Below are 18627 nucleotides of genomic sequence, written 5' to 3' on the forward strand. Positions count from 1 at the left end.
TTTCTTATTAGTCTAAAGAAATATTTTCTTGTTGCGATTTTTGTAGCAAGGCATTAAACTCATCTGGTGTTAGATTACCATAATAGAAATTAATAGGGTTAATGCGTTCATTATTTTTAGATACCTCATAATGTAAATGTGGCCCTTGTGATCTTCCAGTACTTCCTACATACCCTATAATATCACCACGTTTCACCTTTTGCCCTGGTCGTACATTATATGGTTTTGACCTTCTTAAATGCGCATAAAGAGATTTGTAACCAAATCCGTGATCTATTCTTATATGGTTTCCATAACCAGAGCTATTAGCATCTGCTCTTTTAACAATACCGTCACCTGTTGCAAAAACTGGTGTACCTCTAGGAGCGGTAAAATCCATGCCGTAATGAAATTTTCTAGTCTTATTAAAAGGATCAGTACGATAACCATAACCACTGGCCATACGTGTTAAATCTTGATTGCGCACTGGTTGTATAGCAGGTATAGAGGCCAGTAACTTCTCTTTATCTTCGGCAAGAATCACTATTTCTTCTAGCGATTGAGACTGTATGGCCGTTCTTTTTTTAAGTTTATCTATAGACTCTCTCAGGGCGATGATTTTTTTTGCACTCGGCCCATTTTCATATTCTTTATAACGATTTACCCCTCCAAAACCTGCCTGACGCTGCTCTCTAGAGATAGGATTTGCATCAAAATAAATGCGATAAATATTATTATCGCGATCTTCTATATTTTCAATAACTGTAGAGAGTCTAGTTACATCATCCTGCACATCATCTAGTTGCAATTCTAGATACTCTATTTTACTGCGTGATTCCTTTAATTCTGGTGATTCTATGAAAAGATCTGCAATGAAAAAACAACATAATCCAAAGCAACAACTAATTAATAGAAACAGAAAGCTACCCAAAAAAAATCTGCTTTTTTTAGTTTTAACCTTACGGTAAGAAAGAGTTTCAGAATCGTAGTAATACTTGACCTTTGACATATGGTTTATTATGCTATTTTTGTGATGCTTTAAGAGATAAAAATTAAGTAAAAAAAAATTAGTAGTTGTTTCGCTTTCGCGAAAGCGATATTATAACAATTTTTATCACGCACAGCAAAAATAAGAAAAATGAATTAACCGCTAGTAAAGCCATAATGAAGTCAAAACAAATACGCCAAACGTTTCTTGAGTTTTTTGAAAATAAAAAACACCAAATCGTCCCAAGTGCACCCATGGTGATCAAAAATGATCCTACCCTGATGTTTACTAACGCCGGTATGAATCAATTTAAAGAATACTTCTTAGGAAATTCTGAACCTAAAAATAACCGTATTACAGATTCTCAAAAATGTCTGAGAGTAAGCGGTAAACATAACGATCTAGAAGAAGTAGGTGTAGATACATATCACCACACGATGTTTGAGATGCTGGGTAACTGGAGTTTTGGCGATTACTTTAAAAAAGATGCGATTTCATGGGCGTGGGAATTACTTACTGAAGTTTATGGTATTGATAAAGACTGCCTTTATGTAACCATTTTTGAAGGTGATAAAAGTGAAGGCCTAGAACGCGATACAGAAGCTTATGATCTATGGAAAGAACTTATAGACCAAGATCGTATTCTTAACGGTAATAAAGCAGATAACTTTTGGGAAATGGGCGCACAAGGACCTTGTGGACCATGTTCTGAAATACACGTAGACATAAGAAGTAAAGAAGAAAAAGCAGCAGTAGATGGCGCTACTCTTGTTAATATGGATCACCCACAGGTGGTAGAAATATGGAATCTAGTTTTTATGCAATACAACCGCATGGCAGACAGTTCTCTTAAAAATCTACCTAACCAGCATGTTGATACCGGTATGGGCTTTGAACGTCTTGCGATGGTATTACAGAATGTACAGTCTAATTATGATACTGATATTTTTACACCTCTTATTAGAGAAATAGAAACCATAACTGGACATGCATATGGAAAAACAACGCAAGAAGATATCGCAATACGTGTTATTGCAGACCACTTGAGAGCGGTATCTTTTTCTATTGCAGACGGACAACTACCTTCTAACAACGGTGCTGGTTATGTAATACGTATGATATTGCGTCGTGCGATACGTTATGGATTTACTTACCTAGGTAAAAAAGAACCTTTTATCTACCAGTTAGTAAATACTCTTTCTAAGCAAATGGGCGATGCTTTCCCAGAACTTAAATCTCAAAAGAACTTAATTCTTAATGTCATTAAAGAAGAAGAAACTTCTTTTTTAAGAACACTAGAAAATGGACTTACTCTTCTAGATTCTATGATCGCAGGCATGAAGTCTGCCGGTTCTGAAATCCTAGACGGTAAAAAAGCATTTGAACTTAATGATACCTATGGTTTTCCTAAAGAACTGACGCGTCTTATATTAAGCGAGCAAGGTCTAGAAATGGACGAAGAAGGATTTGCCATTGCTCTTAAAAAACAACAAGACGACTCTCGTAAAGCGAGCGCGACAGAGACTAGTGACTGGACTGTTCTAGTAGATGACGACACGCAAGAGTTTATAGGTTATGATCAACTAGAAGCAGAGGTGCGTATATCTCAATACCGCAAGGTAACGAGTAAAAAAGATGGCGAGTTGTACCAGATCGTTTTTAACATGACTCCGTTTTATGGAGAAAGTGGTGGACAGACTGGTGACAAAGGTTATCTAGAAAGTGCTAGTGGTGACACGGTTTACATAGTAGATACTAAAAAAGAAAATGGCCAGACCGTACATTTAACTAAGAACCTACCTAAAGAAATAGGTGGTACTCATAAAGTAGTGGTAGATGCAAATCAACGTGCACGTACTGCTGCAAACCATACAGCTACTCACCTACTACACCAGGCGATGCGTAAGATATTAGGTACTCACGTGGAGCAAAAAGGTTCTATGGTGAGAAGTGCTAGTTTAAGATTTGACTTCTCACACTTCTCTAAAGTAAGTGCAGAGGAACTCGTAGAAATAGAAAACTTTGTAAACGCACGTATTAGAGAACAATTATCTCTAGAAGAAAATCGCGATAATACGTATGACCAGGCTATGGAAGATGGTGCAATAGGATTATTTGGCGAGAAGTATGGTGACGTAGTACGTACCATTAAATTCGGTGAGAGTAACGAGCTTTGTGGTGGTACTCATGTAAAAAATACGGGAGACATTTGGCATTTTAAAATCACTAATGAAAGCGCTGTTGCATCTGGAATACGTCGTATAGAGGCAATTACTAGCGATGCGGTAAAAGATTTCTTTACAGAGCAATCAAAAAGCTTTGAAGAAATTAAAGCCGTTTTAAAGAACCCTACTAAAAACCCAGCAGAATCTATTGCTGCGCTGCAAGATGAGAATGCTTCTTTGAAAAAAGAAATCGAGCAACTTCTTAAAGCAAAGGCTGGAAACCTAAAAGGTGATTTAATAGCTAGTGCAAAAAGCATTAATGGAGTGAACTTTATCGCTACAAAAACCGATCTAGATGCAAAGTCTGTTAAGGAACTAGCTTTTAATATCGAGAGAGAAATGGAAAACCTTTTCTTAATTATAGGAGCAGCAAACGGAGAGAAAGCAACTCTAACGGTTATTCTAAGTAAGAATCTAGTAGAAGAAAAATCACTAGACGCTGGTAAAATAGTTAGAGAACTAGGTAAACACATTCAAGGTGGTGGCGGTGGCCAGTCTCATTTTGCAACGGCTGGTGGTAAAAATGCTGCTGGAATAGATGCGGCTCTTGTTGCTGCTGAAGGGTTGATTTAATTTACTTTTTATTATTATAAAATGAAAGAAGTAGAGATAAATTATAGAGTTGAAAAGAAGGAGTTTGTTAATCATAGGATGCGCATGCTCTTAAAATCAAGAAATATCATGATTTTCGGTTTATTTATAATACTCTTACCATCATTCAAATTTATCGTACCGTTAATTAACCCAGCGCAGAATGCAGCTCCTGAGCAAGGTTTCACCTCGATAATGATTAGTGTTTTACCACTTATCATTGTGCCCATTCTGATTGTTCTGTACTTAAGGTATCAGTTTAAAAAAGTATACGATAATACCACAGACTTTCAGCAAGACGTAAAGGTCGTTATGGATGAGAACGGTTATTTTGGAAAGTCTGCCTCTTCAGAAGGAAGAAAAGATTGGAACGCTATCCATAAAAATGTTCAACAAAAAGAAATGTTAGATATATATTTTTCAAAACAACTTTGCGCTTCTATTCCTATGAGATCTGTGAGTTCTGAAAAAATAAAAACCTTGAAAGAAATTCTTAATAAAGCTCAGATAAATAACAACCTATAAAACAAATGGTCTATTTAAATTTAAATGGACCATTGTTATTTCACGTCACAGACTGTAACATTTCTTCATTAAAAGCTACTCATATTATATGGGAGTTGTCACTAAACATTTACTGGAGAAAATAGATCGCATACATGCAAAGGGCGACGAGCGTAGAGCTGACCGTATACATGATGCTCGTTTTGCTACTGCATCTTTGTATCAAACAGCTTGCAAATGCAAGGTTTTTACTCCACAAGAAGTAGCAGCTGCCAAAGAAGTATACAAACAGAAATTACAAAAAAGTAGAATAAAACACAAAATCATCTGGATCTTAACAATAATCCTAACACCAGTGTGCTTTTATCTAGGTTATTTATTTCTATTCATGTTTGACTTTTAAAATTACAGATTATGGGCTCTCTAGCATTTATTACAACCATTAAAATTAATGCAAAACAGTTAAAATCTAGATCTAAATTCAAAGGACTAGACGCTGACACCGGCATTTATAAAGGGAATATTAATAAAGAAGACTTTTCACCAGAACAAATACAGGCCGCAAAAGATGCCTTTCAATTGCAGGTAAAAGCAGAGAAAAAGAAAACACTTATAGTACTACTCCTTACCATAGTATTAGTCCCTATTTTGATATATGCACTCATAAAACTCTATCTATTTACATTTGTTTAAACCTTAAATTAAGATCGTACCTTTGAATTAATTGATCTTAATAATCCATGAAACTAAGCACACCTGTTCCTGTTTTAAAACTATCCAGCCCTATAGATTATAATTCTAAAGTGGTTCTACTAGGCAGCTGTTTTACCGAGAATATAGGTTCTAAGCTATCCTATTATGGGTTTGATACGAGTATAAATCCTTTTGGGATTATTTTTAATTCCACTAGTTTAAGAGTTTTAATAAATCGTGCTGTTCACCATATTCCGTTTACACGAGAAGATATAGAAGGTGATTATTCTTATCTAGCACATTCTGATCTTAATAATAAAGATCAGAACGTGCTATTAGATCAATTAAATACCGCTTTAAAAAAACTAGAAACAGATTTAAAACAGGCTTCTCATCTATTTATAACTCTAGGTACTGCGTGGGTTTACCGTCATATAGAAAAGGATATAATAGTTGCTAACTGTCATAAACAACCGCAACAATTGTTTATTAAAGAACTGCTGGATACAGAAACCATAAATATGGATCTAACGAGTATACAGGAATGGGTAAACAAGGTAAATCCAGAAATAAACATCACCTATACCCTATCGCCGGTGCGTCATATTAAAGATGGTTTTATAGAAAACACACGTAGTAAATCGAGATTGCACGACGCCATACAGACTCAAGTAGATTTAAATAATGCCACTTATTTCCCTGCTTATGAAATAACTATGGACGAGTTGAGAGATTATAGATTTTATGCTCGTGATATGGTACATCTCAATGAAATAGGTGTGGATTTTATATGGTCTCGCTTTCGCGAAAGCGGACTTAACAACAACACTCTAACCCAACAAAAAGCAGTAGAGAAATATAGAAAACTATCTCAACATCGTGCTACAAACACAGAAGCACATCAACTACAAATAGAACAAATGCGAGCTAAAGTAAACTCGATATATCCTGAAATAAAATTATAATGAAAGACATTTTTAAATACATAATCAGTGGTTTAATTGCTGTTTCAATATTTTATTTAGGATCTATATTTCTAGATAAAAATAAAGATCGTGAGTTATTACTAGCACAGACAGCACTGATACAAAAGGAAATTAACAACACGAGTAAACTGGTAGTCACAGAGATGAAATATGCTAAGGTATTTACCTATGAAAGCACAAAATCTTATGGTTGGGACTTTTTTAGAAGTCAGAAAAGCGCGATCATAATATCAAATGCCGAGGCTCAAATATCCTATGATCTTAAACTGTTAAAACATAAACTAGATCTAGAATCAAAAACTATTTTCATTACCTATATACCACAACCAGAAATTAAAATTTATCCTCATCTAGATTATTTTAAAATGGACAACGGTATTTTAAACAAATTTGAAGGAAGAGATATCAATAAGATGGAAAAACAGATAACGGAAAAACTTAAAGAAAATATTCGTAAAGATGAAGTTATAAAAAATGCTCAAAACAGATTATTAACTGAATTGAGCAATATTTATTTATTGAGCAGTTCTATGGGTTGGAAACTTATTTATAATGATGTAGAAGTTAATAGCAAAAAAGAAATGAATGCTATCTTATTCTAGAGATCCTACTCTATGATTTCATAAGCCTCTGCGGCTTTATCAAATTCAGCTTCTAGTAACTGGTAATACTTATTATAAATATCCTTTTTAATGCGACATAATTTACCGTTACTCTCTAGAGCGGTAGAGAATTCTTGTTGCGTGATTTTCTTATTCATAAAGTCTGTAGTTAGCTGTGGACGCTCTTGTTTACATGCTGCATAATTGTTGTATGCCTGTACATATAATTTGTATGTTTCACTATTTTTAATAGAATCAGCTGTTTGATTTTGAGAATCTGACGGTGTTGTATCGCAGCTGGTAAATAAGAGGACACATAGGATGATAAGTATTCTTTTCATAAGTATAGTTTTATGCGTTAAAAATAAAGACTTGTTATTTTTAATCAAAATTAGAATTAAAAAAAAATCCTTTCCTGATTTAACTGGAAAGGATTTTATAAATTAATTTAATCTATTTATTACGTCTACGATCTTTGTATTCTCTAATCATCTTACGCCTGAAATCTAATTCGGCTTTTTTTAATTTAAGAAATCGCTTTGCGCCTATTACTTGTATTATTTCCTTGTGCTTATAATCTAAATAAGTAGCACTTATTTTTTGATCTAATTGAACCATCTCATCCACATAAGCAACTGCTTGCTTCTCTGACATGGTGTCAAATTCTCCTTCTAGTTTTTTGATAAGGTCTTTCTTTACTTTTTCTAGACGGGAGCGTTCATCTTTTACCTCATTGTATAAAGGCCAGAATTTTTGCGCTTCTTGAGAAGAAAGATTTAATTCTCTGTTTATGTGTGCGATAGCAAGAGTTTTAATCTTATCATGCATTTTTTTATTTCTGTGTCTATTGTGACCTTTTTCTGGGGCTTGTGCTTTTACCACAAAGGAAAAAAGCAATACGAATACTATTATTAAATTTTTCATTCTCTTATAATTTGGTCTAATGTTGCGTCTTCCATAAGGTAATTTAACAACTCATTATCTGTAAATTCTAGTTTTATTTCAGTCTCGTTAAGTATGCTATTATCTGCATATAATATCTCCATAGACTCTTCATCTTGTAAAAAGTTAATGTCTACTATATAATCTCTTAACTCTTGATCGTTAAGGTCTGCAAAAGTAACTTCGTCTGTAGAGAACAGACCATTAATAGTTACAAAACCTATAAATATAGCTGCCATTGCTAACAATGGGTATAACCATGTATTATTTTTTGAAGTTTGAAGAGTTACAACTTTTACATCTTTTTTATCTTCTTGTACTAACGTTAAAATACGATCTTCAAGAGTAGAAAAATAATCTTTAGGAACACTAAAACCAGCGTGTTCTACGATCTCGTCTTTTTGTGTGTTTTCTAACACACGATCTGTAAGTGAATCAAAGTAACCTTCTGGTACTTTAAAGCCTGCTTGTGTATGTTGATTATTGTTTTTCATATCCTTATGACTGTTTTTAAGTCAATTAGTTTAATTCACTTTAATAAATTGTTCTACTTTCTTTGCTGCTATGTGGTACGTACTTTTCACAGCACCTTCACTTAAATCCAGTATCGTCGCAATATCTTTAAATTTAAGATCGTCATAATACCTATAGTTAAATACCTCTCGCTGTCTATCTGGTAATTGTGCAAGTGCTTTTTTAAGAGCTAGTTCTATCTCATCACTTGTAAAATATACATCGGCTTCTAGCTTTTCAGTTAGGTGATCTTGTAGTTCTTGAGAAGATATTTGTAGTGTTTTTCCTTTTTTAGTTAAAAAAGTAACGCTCTCATTATAAGCGATTCTATACATCCATGTAGATAATTTGCTATCTCCATTAAAGTTTTTAATACCCTTAAAAATTTTAATAAACACATTTTGCAACACATCGTCAGCGTCATCATGGACTACTACCATTTTTCTCACCTGCCAGTATAACTGTTCTTGGTATTGAGATACCAGCAGTCTAAACCCTTTATTAGCCGTAGCTTCATTAAGGATTAAAGAAATTAATTCATGGTCTGATGTTCTACTCATATATCTATGACTCGCGCAAAGTATAAAGGTTTAACAATTTTAAAAATAATTTATATCATTCCTTAACATTAAGGTAAAACATAATAATTATCTTCACGTTTTAATACAGTTATGAATCAAGACCACACACCGCATTACGATACCTCTATCCAGCCACTATCTATAGTAAACGACGAGGCTAGAGCTATTTTTTATAAAAAGACGTATGGACATGTAGCCATCGCCACATTACTATTTGTGATTATAGAAGCTATTTTATTGCGCATAGAACCATTAGTTAACTTTATGTTTAGTCTTACACAAGGCTGGACGTGGTTACTCGTATTAGGTGCATTTATGATGGCCACTTCTTATGCAGAAAAGATGGCACATAAATCACATGACCGCAGGCAGCAGTATCTAGGCCTATTCCTATTTGTAGTAGCAGAGGCTGTTATTTTTCTACCACTTATTGCTATGGCATTACAATATCAGGCAGCTCTACAAGGTGGAGAAAGCAATTTACTAAGTCAGGCAGCCATCCTTACATTGGCCCTTTTTACAGCGTTAAGTGCTGTAGTTTTAATTACTAAAAAGGATTTTTCTTTCCTTAAAAGTATTTTATCAGTAGGTTTTATTATTGCAATAGGATTAATAATTGCAGGTATGATTTTTGGATTTGACTTAGGACTTTTCTTTAGTGGCGCTATGGTGCTTCTTGCGGCTGGTTCTATCCTTTATCAGACATCTAATCTGGTACATAAATACCATACAGATCAATATGTAGGTGCTGCATTAGGTTTATTCTCTTCATTGATGTTACTTTTTTGGTACATCTTAAGAATTTTTATGTCCCGCGATTAATTTCTTACACCTCATATCGCTACAGGCAAACCCTAATAGTGAAACTTTATGGATGGGTCCCTATGTCATAGCTGGTATGATTATAGGGCTAGTTCTAGTAATAATTCATTTAAGTCTACGTGTTCTTCAAAGAAAGCGCGACTTTATATGGTACAGACAGTTATGGAGCAATGCACGGTTACCGCTTTCGCGAAAGCGAGTCCTAGAAACATATCCTTTTTACATCCATCTCTCTGAAAAATATAAAAAGCAATTTGAACATAGGGTGGCCACCTTTATAAAACAGAAAGATTTTAAACACAGGTATCAAGACACGGTGACTGATGAACAAGTGGTTTTAATAGCTTGTGTTGCATGTCGTTTAACCTTCGGTAGGCGCAATTACCTTTTTCCCAGGTTAAATACTTTATTACTTTTTCCAGAACCGTTTAAAAGTCCTACTACACAAGAATACCATAAAGGTGAATACAATCCTATAGCAAAGGTTCTAGCTTTTTCATGGCCCGATTTTAAAGAAGGAATGGATATCGTAAATGATAACTTGCACTTAGGCCTGCATGAATTTACTCACGTACTTCATATAGAAAGTGAGCGCAGTAGTGAGATAGATGCTTTACGTTTTAAAAAATTTACACGCAATATTCTTAGAGAACTCATGAAGCCGGCTGTGCGCAGCAAACTAGACAACACAAAGTTTTTTAGGGATTATGCTTTTACAAATCAGTACGAATTCATGGCTGTTCTTATAGAGTACTACTTTGAATCTAATAAAGATTTTAAAGAACAATTTCCATTAATGTATAGTCATCTAACTAAGGCACTTCTTTATGAAGAAGAATGGATTATTTCTTAATAGGCATTTAAAATATTAAGATTGTAAAAAATCGACCGAGTAGACTTACTCTATTTATAAAAGATCACCTAATATCGACGCATATCATTACGACCTAAAAAGATAGCGCCTAGACCTGCTATAATAGGTGTGCTTATCAACCATGTACTTAAACCCTTACTTAAAAAAAGAGATATAACTGGTAATAATAAACCTAGAACAACAGCCACTATACCTCCATAAAACAATGCTTTACCTCTACTATGCAGGCCTTTTAATTGATCTAGACGTATAGCTCTTTTATCCACTCTTTTAACTATATGTTCTATATCTTTTTGATCTGTGCCTTGTTCTTTTAGTGTATTGCGCAATTTTGAAAAATCCATTCTCTTTTCAGAAATTTCTTTTGCATAATGTTCTATCTGTACTGAAATGTCGGTATACTTATCAACCATTATTTAAACTATTAAGGAGTGAATATAAGTTATCAATAGAGAACCTAATTTAATATAAATGCCAAATAGTCGCATTAAAAAACCCCAAAGGTTTTAAAAACCTTTGGGGTAGTTATATAACAACTAAGAAAAGAACTAGTCTCTAGTTAACTTCTTGTAACGTATTCTTTTAGGTGCGTGATCACCTAAACGTTTTTTCTTATTCTCCTCATATTCAGTAAAACTACCTTCAAAAGAATAGATTTGAGAATCTCCTTCAAATGCTATGATATGCGTACAAACTCTATCTAAGAACCATCTATCATGCGATATAATTACTGCACAACCAGCAAAGTTATCTAGACCTTCTTCTAGTGCTCTCAAAGTGTTTACATCAAGATCATTAGTAGGTTCATCTAGTAATAGTACATTACCTTCTTCTTTAAGAGTCATGGCTAGGTGTAAACGGTTGCGCTCTCCACCAGAAAGTGTAGACACCTTCTTATTTTGCTCACTACCAGAGAAGTTAAAACGACTTAAATATGCTCTAGAATTAACCATTTTACCACCCATCATAATCATGTCCTGACCGTCAGAAAAGTTTTCCCAAATAGATTTATTTGCATCTATATTAGAGTGTGATTGATCTACATAGGCCAGTTGTACCGTTTCTCCTACAGTAAAAGAACCTTTGTCCGGTTGTTCTTGATCCATGATCATTTTAAAAATGGTCGTTTTACCAGCACCGTTAGGCCCTATAATACCTACTATACCATTTTGTGGTAATACAAAGTTCAAGTCTTCATAAAGTAACTTATCGCCAAAGGCTTTACTCACTCCATTTGCCTCAATAACATTTGTACCTAAACGTGGCCCATTAGGAATGTAGATCTCTAGTTTTTCTTCTTTAACTTTTTGATCTTCATTTAAAAGCTTGTCATAATTGCTTAGACGTGCTTTTTGTTTCGTCTGGCGACCTTTTGCTCCCTGACGTACCCAGTCCAATTCTCTTTTAAGAGTTTTTTGTCTTTTAGACTCTGACTTTTCTTCTTTTGCCAGACGGTCTCCTTTTTGCTCTAACCAGCTAGAATAATTCCCTTTCCATGGAATACCTTCTCCACGGTCTAGTTCTAGAATCCATCCTGCAACGTTATCTAAGAAATATCTATCGTGAGTTACTGCGATTACCGTTCCTTTATATTGAGCAAGGTGCTGTTCTAACCATAATACAGACTCTGCATCAAGGTGGTTAGTAGGCTCATCTAGTAAAAGAATTTCTGGTTGTTGTAATAATAATCTACATAATGCCACACGACGTCTCTCACCACCAGACAGGTTTTTGATCTCTGCTTCTCCTGGTGGCGTACGCAGCGCATCCATCGCTATTTCTAGTTTAGTATCTAGTTCCCATGCGTTTAATGCATCTATTTTATCTTGAAGAACAGCCTGACGATTCATCAGTTTCTCCATTTTATCAGCATCAGTATACACCTCTTCTAGACCAAAGTCGTCGTTGATCTTATTATACTCATTTAGTACCGCAACAGTCTCTGCCACACCTTCACGTACTATTTCCATAACGGTTTTAGTCTCGTCCAGTTGTGGTTCTTGCTCTAGATAACCTACATTATAACCTGGTAAAAAATTAATATCTCCTTGATAGTTTTTTTCTATCCCAGCGATAATCTTCATCAGTGTGGACTTACCAGAACCATTAAGTCCTAGAATACCAATTTTTGCACCATAGAAAAAACTAAGGTGAATATTTTTTAAAACTTGTTTTCCAGTACTTTGATAAGTCTTTGAAAGACCAGACATGGAAAAAATGACTTGTTTATCGTCGCTCATTTGATGTGCTTTTTTCTTGTAATATTTTATATAATTGGGTTAAGGATTTGTCTTGGTACCGCTTTCGCGAAAGCGTAACCGCATCCATCCCTTTAGATTTAATATAAAGCCCCTTATCAGAAAGATCCAGTTGCTCTAATTCTTTAAAAGTAAAACCAAAAGTTTTTCTACCTATTAATTTTACTGTGATCGATTTATGACTGTAAGAAGCAGAATTGCGTGTAGTAAAACCTTCAAAATTAAGGAGATAAAATAAGGTTACTGCAACTAGCGCCATTATAGAACTGTACATTCTTAGATCATTAAAGAAAAGTACCGCAGCGCAAATAAGGATTATAAAGGCTAGTCCTAGTATAATTTTATGACGCAAAGTGTTTAAATCTTTAAAATGAATAACCTCCTTCACTTACACTCTACCTTTAAGTGCATTAAAAACCCAGGCTATCGCAAAGAAACCTAGTCCTATTGCTGCAAAACCAAATCCTACGTCTGTATAACGGTATGCTCCTAATGCTATTAGGCCTACTCCTATTATTATCATGACTAATGTAGCCCATCCTAATACCCCATTCTTGTTCAATGCCATAGTTCAAAATTAGTTTGCAAATATAAGCAGTAAACTAAATCTTTAGGCCTTTTAAACAGTCGTTAAACGGTGATTTTAATAGATAGCTATAAATTATTGATAACTTATTTAAAGTTTAATAAGGTGGACGCATTATAAAATTACCAGCTACCACCAGCACCACCGCCACCAAAACCACCACCGCCGAAACCGCCAAAACTACCACCGCCGAAGCCACCTGAAGAGCCACCGCCAAAGCTACCGCCGCCAAAACCGCCGCGCCCCATATTACTTAAAATAATAATATCGAGTAATGAACCACCAGAACTTCCTCTACTTCCATTATTGCCATTTCCTTTGTTTTTAACATTCATAATAATGAAAAATAAAAACACTGCAAATACTAACAAAACACTCCATGGAAATGGTTTTGTACTACCAGCGGTACCTTTAAACTCGCCTTTTAGGGTTTTAAAAATAGCGTCTGCTCCTAGGTTTAAACCGTTGTAATAATTGCTATTTTTAAAGTTAGGAATTAAGACTCTGTTCACTATACGCTCTGCATCTCTATCTGACATTATAGATTCTATCCCGTAACCAGTATTGATATCTACCTGTCTATCATTTATGGCTAGAATGAGTAATATTCCATTGTCCTTTCCTTTCTGGCCTATTCCCCATTCTTGTCCCCATCTAGCGCCTAAACGATCTAGCTCTTCACCATTTGATGATTTTATGGTAGCAAAAACTAGTTGTGTAGAAGTAGTGTCTGCATACCGTTTCAGTTTATTATTAAGAGATGTTCTTTGCACAGGTGTAAGCACCTGGCCCGCATCATAAACATATGGTGTTGGTGAACTGCTACCTGGTTTCTCTGGAATGGTAAATTGTCCAAGAGCAAGATTTGAAAAACCTATGAATGCGATTAAGATATGGAATAAACACCTCATTAACTTACAGATATTTCGTCAGGAAGTTCATTCACATCATTCTCATCCCATGGGAAATAAGTTGCAAGTTTTTCACTTACGAGCTCTATTCCTTGAACGAGTCCGTTTTGGAATTCGCTTTCGCGAAAGCGAGACAAAACAACATCTTTTACAGACGTCCAGAAGTCATCTCCTACTTTTGCATGTATACCTTTATCACCTATGAGGGCAAATTTCTTGTCATTTACGGCAACGTAGAAAAGAATCCCATTCTCTTCTTTAGTATTATCCATTTTTAATAAATGAAACAATTCTTGAGCACGAGTGATGGGCGCATCGCAATGCGACTCTAGATGCACACGTATTTCACCACTGGTTAGTGACTCTGCTTTACGTATGGCATCTACTATCGCTTTTTCTTGTGATGCTGTAAGGAAATCTTCTACTTTAACTGACATGGTTAATCGTTGCCAAATAGGTCACCTACATCTGGAGCTTTTTCTGCACCTGCGTCTGCCTGATAGAATCCTGAAGGATTAAAGTCAAAAATACCTGCTAATAAATTACCAGGAAATTTTTTAATATGAATGTTATAAGATCCTACAGCGCCGTTATAGCGGTTACGTTCTACGTTAATACGGTTTTCTGTACGTTCTAATTCATTGATCAATTCAAAGAAATTTTCATTTGCCTTTAAATCTGGATAATTCTCATAAGTAGCAAGAAGTCTACCTAAACCTGAGCTTACCTGGCTTTGCGCCTGTGAGAATGCAGCTAGGTTTTCTTCTGTAAGATTAGTTGCGTCTACATCTATGGCTACTTGAGTAGCTTTGGCTCTTGCTTCTATCACACCTATTAAAGTTTCCTGCTCAAACTCTGCATATTTCTTAGCCGTAGAAACAATGTTAGGAATTAAATCGTTACGTCGTTGATAGCTACTCTCTACATTTGCCCATGCGCCGCCTACGCCTTCACTTAAACTTACCGCACTATTGTACCAGTAAATACCATAAATAACTATTATTCCTAGTATTATTCCTGCTAGACCTAATCCACCACCTATTTTTTGCATCTATAAATTTTTTATTATTTATTAATTTTTACAACCAAAGTTACATGAAAATTAGAAACCTGCTTTACTTATATAGTTAAGTCGGTATTTTTAGGTTGTAAACTTTGTAAGTACTCTGGCGTTTTTAATAGTCTAGAACCATACCAAGAGAACAGTTCTCCATCTACCACTTTAAAATCTGGTATAACATTAGGTTTTACAGGATCCTGAGATGGTGCTGTGAGAAAGGCTAGTTTCATCTCGGCAATATCATCTGTAGTAAACGGATAAGGCTCTGAAGATAAGAAAACAGCATCTGGCTGTAACTTTATCATTGCCTCCATATCTAATTCTGGATATCTAGTAAGATCTTGAGCCGCATTAGAAAAACCTGCTCTTGCCAGCATGTCATTAATAAAGGTACCTGTACCGACTGCCATGTATGGCTTTTTCCAGATAAGGTAAAGTGCTTTATGATTCACTTCTGGTTTTGATAAAGTTTTAAATGCGCTAGAAATATTGCGTATCAGGGATTTTGCTTTAAACTTAGTTCCTGTTATTTCTCCTACATCTGCTATCATCTCTAGAGCCTGTTGTAGAGTATCAATATCAGACACATAGGTAGGTGCGATGTGATCACAAAATTCAACGATTTTCTGATTATTTTCTTCTCTGTTACAAATAATAAGATCTGGCTGTAATTCTATAATGCGAGATTCTACTATTTTTTTAGTTCCACCTACTACGGTTTTCTCATCTATTAACCCTGCTGGATGTATGCAGTAACGAGTCACACCTACGAGTCTATCTGCTAGACCTAAGTCTATAAGTAATTCTGTCTGAGATGGTACAAGTGATATGATACGTTGTGGTAGTTGATCTAATGCGATCATTCTACCTAATTGATCTGGTATTTTACAAAACATTAATCTAGTGCGTTTTTAGTTACCCATAATTTGTATCCAAAAATTGCCAATTGCAATTTACTTGCTTTAGCTAGATCTAATCGCTTTTTTGTAAAGCTGGGTAAGACTGCTTTATTTAATAGTGCTAGTATTTTGAATACATCTTTCTTCATACATCAAATGTAAGGTTTTGTAAGTCTTTCTTAGGTATTAAATAGGAAAACCCCATTCTAAAGGCTGGAATGGGGTCTACCGTTAATCAAAATATGTTTTTAATTACTTATACGGTATCATGCTTATAGATGGTGAAGTAGATCCTTTTTTGAAAACGATTTTTAATTCTTTATAACCTGTATTAGATTGATATGCATATTGAGAACCATCGATATGAAACTTTAATTTCACTAAGCGATTGTTTTTCATGCGATGTGTTTTTAGCCTAAAAGTGTGTCCAGCATCTTCTAAATATTGTTTAAGTCTTTCAAATTGGTTTTTTGACATGTCATCTGTTTGATATTCAGATTTTATGACAACAGAATTTCCCCCTCTATTTCTATTTAATTCATCAACTTCTAGCGCAGTTAAAGGTTCATCAGTTGACCATAAGCCATTGGCATTATATTGATCAACCTGCGTATTACTTAAAGTCTCCTTATCAAGTAGATTACCCATTCCATCATAAAACAGCGCTTTATTGTCACTCAAAGTAAATTGATTTTTAATAATCGAGAAATTGTACGATTTACCTTTGATTTTTACATTTTTGTAACTATCTCTTTCTGGATTTATAATTTTGTTTACAATAAATCTTTTATTTCCCGATATATCGTAAAATGCTGTAACACCATTTTCTGACACATAAAAATAAGCTCCATTATTATACGCATAGCCAGAATACACGCCATCTTTTCCAGAGTTATCTCGCTTCGCTTTCATCTCTGCAAGTCTCGCTTCTTTGATTTCTGTCCTTTTACTTATTAAGGAATCTCTACGAGCAGCATAGCCAGCTTTCATTTCTGCGCGTTTTTTAAGTATTTCTTGTTTTTTAGACATTATCAAATCTTGACGATTATCTATATCAGTATTTTTAGTGGTAATAAGAACGACGCCATTCTTTGCCGCATTACCATAAAGAGAAGTTGCTTCTTTATCTTTTAATTCAGTTAAACTTTTAATGAGCTTAGGGTCGATAAGATTTGTAATTTCTGCATCGGTCTTTTTTCCATTCACTATCGTTAGAGGTGGGTTTTCACTAGAATAGAACCCTCTTTTTATTTGAGCTTTTGTAGACGGTCGATTTGAAAAAGAACTCTCAAAAGTGTAAATTGTATTTGGATCATTAAAATTTAAAGAACTTTTATTGATAACTAAAGAGTCATTAAATGGTGTGGAACGACTTGCACTTATATAATTAATTTTTACTGAGTCATTTTCAATACTTTTCATTTCCTGATATAATGATTGCACTATACTATCAGTATAGACCTTATCTGCATTTTGAATGGTGTAGAAAATTGAATCCTGAATAGATTTTACAATTTTTGAATTCTCTGAAATTACAGCTACAGTCTTACAACCTCCCATACTCCACGACTTAGAATCTCCCTTAATTACTCCTTTTACACAAATTGATTTTATACCACCTGTAGCACTGTATTCCTGAGAACCTTTGTAACCGTTATTGTCATCTAGCGAAATCTTGATTCTTACTATTTTCCCTCTTTTGATTTTAAACTTACTGTAATTAAAATCTACGTTGTATTCTTTCTTTAAATAAGTCTTCTTTTCTTCCAGATATTCCTCTGTAGAAGTAGGTTCTATCGAGAAGTTTATGGTGTGATCAAAATCTATAATAGGATCTTCACTCCACAGTTCTTGTGCTATTTCTACCTCTTCTTCTGAAGTAGTTGTTGCATTTTCAATTGTATCAATAATAGAGGATTCATCATTATTATTTGTGACAGAATCCATTTGTAGAGCATTTTCATTTTTAACATACTCTATTTCTTCCACCACATTAAAACTGTAGAGAAAAAGTACGATAACTGGTAGTATCAACGCATATTTATAGGCATTCCAGTTGGCAGACGCTTCTTTTTGTAACATAACAATTCGTTTTTTGATAAATGGTGTGAAAAAATTATTAGCCAGTGCTGGTTGCATGTGGCTGGCGGCAGCACTTAATAAAGTGCGCTCGTAGCTTATTGCTGTAGTGTTTTTAACTTTGGCTTTTGAGTCGGCAATAAATTCTAAGTTCTCACCTATCTGCCTCTTTAACAACCACACTAGTGGGTTGATCCAGAATAAGGCTTTAAAAAGATGCGACACAATTAAATCTATAGAATGCCATTCTCTAGCATGGACTTTCTCGTGTTCTAGTATCAAATCTAGTTCTGGTGATTGCTGGTCTGACGTAGAGTAGCATATGTAGTTAAAGAAACTGAAAGGTGTCAGCTTTCGCGAAAGCGTAACTATAACAAACTTACCAGATCTCTTTTTATCACCAGAGCGTATCAACCTGCGCAGCGAACTTAATTCTACTACCATTTTACCTATAAAAAATCAATAGCGTCCTAAACGTTTAAAAAGAGAAAGGGAAATTTGTTCCTCAAAGTTACCTTTGTGGTGCAACACAAA

23 protein-coding genes are annotated in these 18627 nt (G+C 34.7%); 8 read left to right on the forward strand and 15 right to left on the reverse strand.

The window, feature by feature from the left end; all coding sequences use genetic code 11:
- Window positions 1–7: 7 nt before the first annotated feature.
- Entirely contained in the window at window positions 8–988 is a 981-nt protein-coding gene (locus Q0838_RS09370) for a M23 family metallopeptidase (protein ID WP_298953975.1), read from the reverse strand.
- A gap of 155 nt (window positions 989–1143) precedes the next feature.
- Here Q0838_RS09370 and alaS point away from each other — a divergent pair, with 155 nt between their 5' ends.
- The 6 genes from alaS to Q0838_RS09400 all read left to right on the forward strand — a co-directional run bounded on the left by alaS (window position 1144) and on the right by Q0838_RS09400 (window position 6568).
- Window positions 1144–3765, forward strand: a complete 2622-nt coding sequence (alaS, locus tag Q0838_RS09375) for an alanine--tRNA ligase (RefSeq protein ID WP_298953978.1) — start codon at window positions 1144–1146, stop codon at window positions 3763–3765.
- Window positions 3766–3786: 21 nt separating this feature from the next.
- Window positions 3787–4308 carry a YcxB family protein gene (locus Q0838_RS09380; RefSeq protein WP_298953981.1) on the forward strand — a complete coding sequence of 174 codons (522 nt, stop codon included), beginning with the start codon at window positions 3787–3789 and terminating at the stop codon, window positions 4306–4308.
- 88 nt (window positions 4309–4396) lie between these two features.
- Window positions 4397–4690: a hypothetical protein gene (locus Q0838_RS09385; RefSeq protein WP_298953984.1), complete on the forward strand. Its 294-nt coding sequence runs from the start codon at window positions 4397–4399 to the stop codon at window positions 4688–4690.
- 11 nt (window positions 4691–4701) lie between these two features.
- Window positions 4702–4980, forward strand: a complete 279-nt coding sequence (locus tag Q0838_RS09390; protein WP_298953987.1) for a hypothetical protein — start codon at window positions 4702–4704, stop codon at window positions 4978–4980.
- A 47-nt stretch (window positions 4981–5027) separates the two neighbouring features.
- Window positions 5028–5945 carry a GSCFA domain-containing protein gene (locus tag Q0838_RS09395; protein WP_298953990.1) on the forward strand — a complete coding sequence of 306 codons (918 nt, stop codon included), beginning with the start codon at window positions 5028–5030 and terminating at the stop codon, window positions 5943–5945.
- Complete coding sequence (locus tag Q0838_RS09400; protein ID WP_298953993.1) at window positions 5945–6568, forward strand: DUF4230 domain-containing protein; 624 nt, start codon at window positions 5945–5947, stop codon at window positions 6566–6568. Before Q0838_RS09395 ends, Q0838_RS09400 begins: the two co-directional genes overlap by 1 nt.
- A 5-nt stretch (window positions 6569–6573) precedes the next feature.
- On the opposite strand, the gene Q0838_RS09405 is transcribed toward Q0838_RS09400, so the two are convergent.
- From Q0838_RS09405 to Q0838_RS09420, 4 genes are all read right to left on the reverse strand, one after another.
- Window positions 6574–6909 carry a hypothetical protein gene (locus Q0838_RS09405; protein ID WP_298953996.1) on the reverse strand — a complete coding sequence of 112 codons (336 nt, stop codon included), beginning with the start codon at window positions 6907–6909 and terminating at the stop codon, window positions 6574–6576.
- A gap of 112 nt (window positions 6910–7021) precedes the next feature.
- Entirely contained in the window at window positions 7022–7492 is a 471-nt protein-coding gene (locus tag Q0838_RS09410; RefSeq protein ID WP_298953999.1) for a hypothetical protein, read from the reverse strand.
- Window positions 7489–8004 carry a hypothetical protein gene (locus tag Q0838_RS09415; protein WP_298954002.1) on the reverse strand — a complete coding sequence of 172 codons (516 nt, stop codon included), beginning with the start codon at window positions 8002–8004 and terminating at the stop codon, window positions 7489–7491. Before Q0838_RS09415 ends, Q0838_RS09410 begins: the two co-directional genes overlap by 4 nt.
- A 30-nt stretch (window positions 8005–8034) precedes the next feature.
- On the reverse strand, window positions 8035–8583 hold the full coding sequence (locus Q0838_RS09420; RefSeq protein ID WP_298954005.1) for a sigma-70 family RNA polymerase sigma factor: 549 nt from the start codon (window positions 8581–8583) through the stop codon (window positions 8035–8037).
- A 111-nt stretch (window positions 8584–8694) separates the two neighbouring features.
- Between Q0838_RS09420 and Q0838_RS09425 the strand changes: the two genes are divergently transcribed.
- Window positions 8695–9426, forward strand: a complete 732-nt coding sequence (locus Q0838_RS09425; protein WP_298954008.1) for a Bax inhibitor-1 family protein — start codon at window positions 8695–8697, stop codon at window positions 9424–9426.
- A 52-nt stretch (window positions 9427–9478) separates the two neighbouring features.
- Window positions 9479–10279 (forward strand): zinc-dependent peptidase, encoded by an 801-nt coding sequence (locus Q0838_RS09430; protein WP_298954011.1) that lies wholly within the window; start codon window positions 9479–9481, stop codon window positions 10277–10279.
- Window positions 10280–10347: 68 nt separating this feature from the next.
- On the opposite strand, the gene Q0838_RS09435 is transcribed toward Q0838_RS09430, so the two are convergent.
- From Q0838_RS09435 to Q0838_RS09480, 10 genes are all read right to left on the reverse strand, one after another.
- Complete coding sequence (locus tag Q0838_RS09435; RefSeq protein ID WP_298954014.1) at window positions 10348–10713, reverse strand: hypothetical protein; 366 nt, start codon at window positions 10711–10713, stop codon at window positions 10348–10350.
- Between the two features lie 135 nt (window positions 10714–10848).
- Window positions 10849–12540: an energy-dependent translational throttle protein EttA gene (ettA, locus tag Q0838_RS09440; RefSeq protein WP_298954016.1), complete on the reverse strand. Its 1692-nt coding sequence runs from the start codon at window positions 12538–12540 to the stop codon at window positions 10849–10851.
- Entirely contained in the window at window positions 12527–12910 is a 384-nt protein-coding gene (locus tag Q0838_RS09445) for a hypothetical protein (RefSeq protein ID WP_298954017.1), read from the reverse strand. The genes ettA and Q0838_RS09445 overlap by 14 nt, the downstream gene beginning before the upstream one ends.
- Window positions 12911–12946: 36 nt before the next feature.
- Window positions 12947–13126, reverse strand: coding sequence for a CAL67264 family membrane protein (locus tag Q0838_RS09450; RefSeq protein WP_298954019.1), 180 nt, complete (start codon window positions 13124–13126; stop codon window positions 12947–12949).
- Between the two features lie 140 nt (window positions 13127–13266).
- Window positions 13267–14055: a YgcG family protein gene (locus Q0838_RS09455; protein ID WP_298954021.1), complete on the reverse strand. Its 789-nt coding sequence runs from the start codon at window positions 14053–14055 to the stop codon at window positions 13267–13269.
- Window positions 14055–14492 (reverse strand): TPM domain-containing protein, encoded by a 438-nt coding sequence (locus Q0838_RS09460; protein WP_298954023.1) that lies wholly within the window; start codon window positions 14490–14492, stop codon window positions 14055–14057. Before Q0838_RS09460 ends, Q0838_RS09455 begins: the two co-directional genes overlap by 1 nt.
- Before the next feature lie 2 nt (window positions 14493–14494).
- Window positions 14495–15106 (reverse strand): LemA family protein, encoded by a 612-nt coding sequence (locus Q0838_RS09465; RefSeq protein ID WP_298954025.1) that lies wholly within the window; start codon window positions 15104–15106, stop codon window positions 14495–14497.
- A gap of 68 nt (window positions 15107–15174) precedes the next feature.
- The gene (locus Q0838_RS09470; RefSeq protein WP_298954030.1) at window positions 15175–16011 is read right to left on the reverse strand and encodes an ABC transporter substrate-binding protein; all 837 of its coding nucleotides are present in this window, start codon (window positions 16009–16011) and stop codon (window positions 15175–15177) included.
- Entirely contained in the window at window positions 16011–16163 is a 153-nt protein-coding gene (locus tag Q0838_RS09475) for an SsrA-binding protein (RefSeq protein ID WP_298954032.1), read from the reverse strand. The genes Q0838_RS09470 and Q0838_RS09475 overlap by 1 nt, the downstream gene beginning before the upstream one ends.
- A 103-nt stretch (window positions 16164–16266) precedes the next feature.
- Complete coding sequence (locus tag Q0838_RS09480; RefSeq protein WP_298954034.1) at window positions 16267–18537, reverse strand: M56 family metallopeptidase; 2271 nt, start codon at window positions 18535–18537, stop codon at window positions 16267–16269.
- Window positions 18538–18627: the final 90 nt, after the last annotated feature.

It is taken from the genome of uncultured Nonlabens sp., from assembly GCF_947495285.1.
In the GTDB taxonomy this organism is placed as follows: domain Bacteria; phylum Bacteroidota; class Bacteroidia; order Flavobacteriales; family Flavobacteriaceae; genus Nonlabens.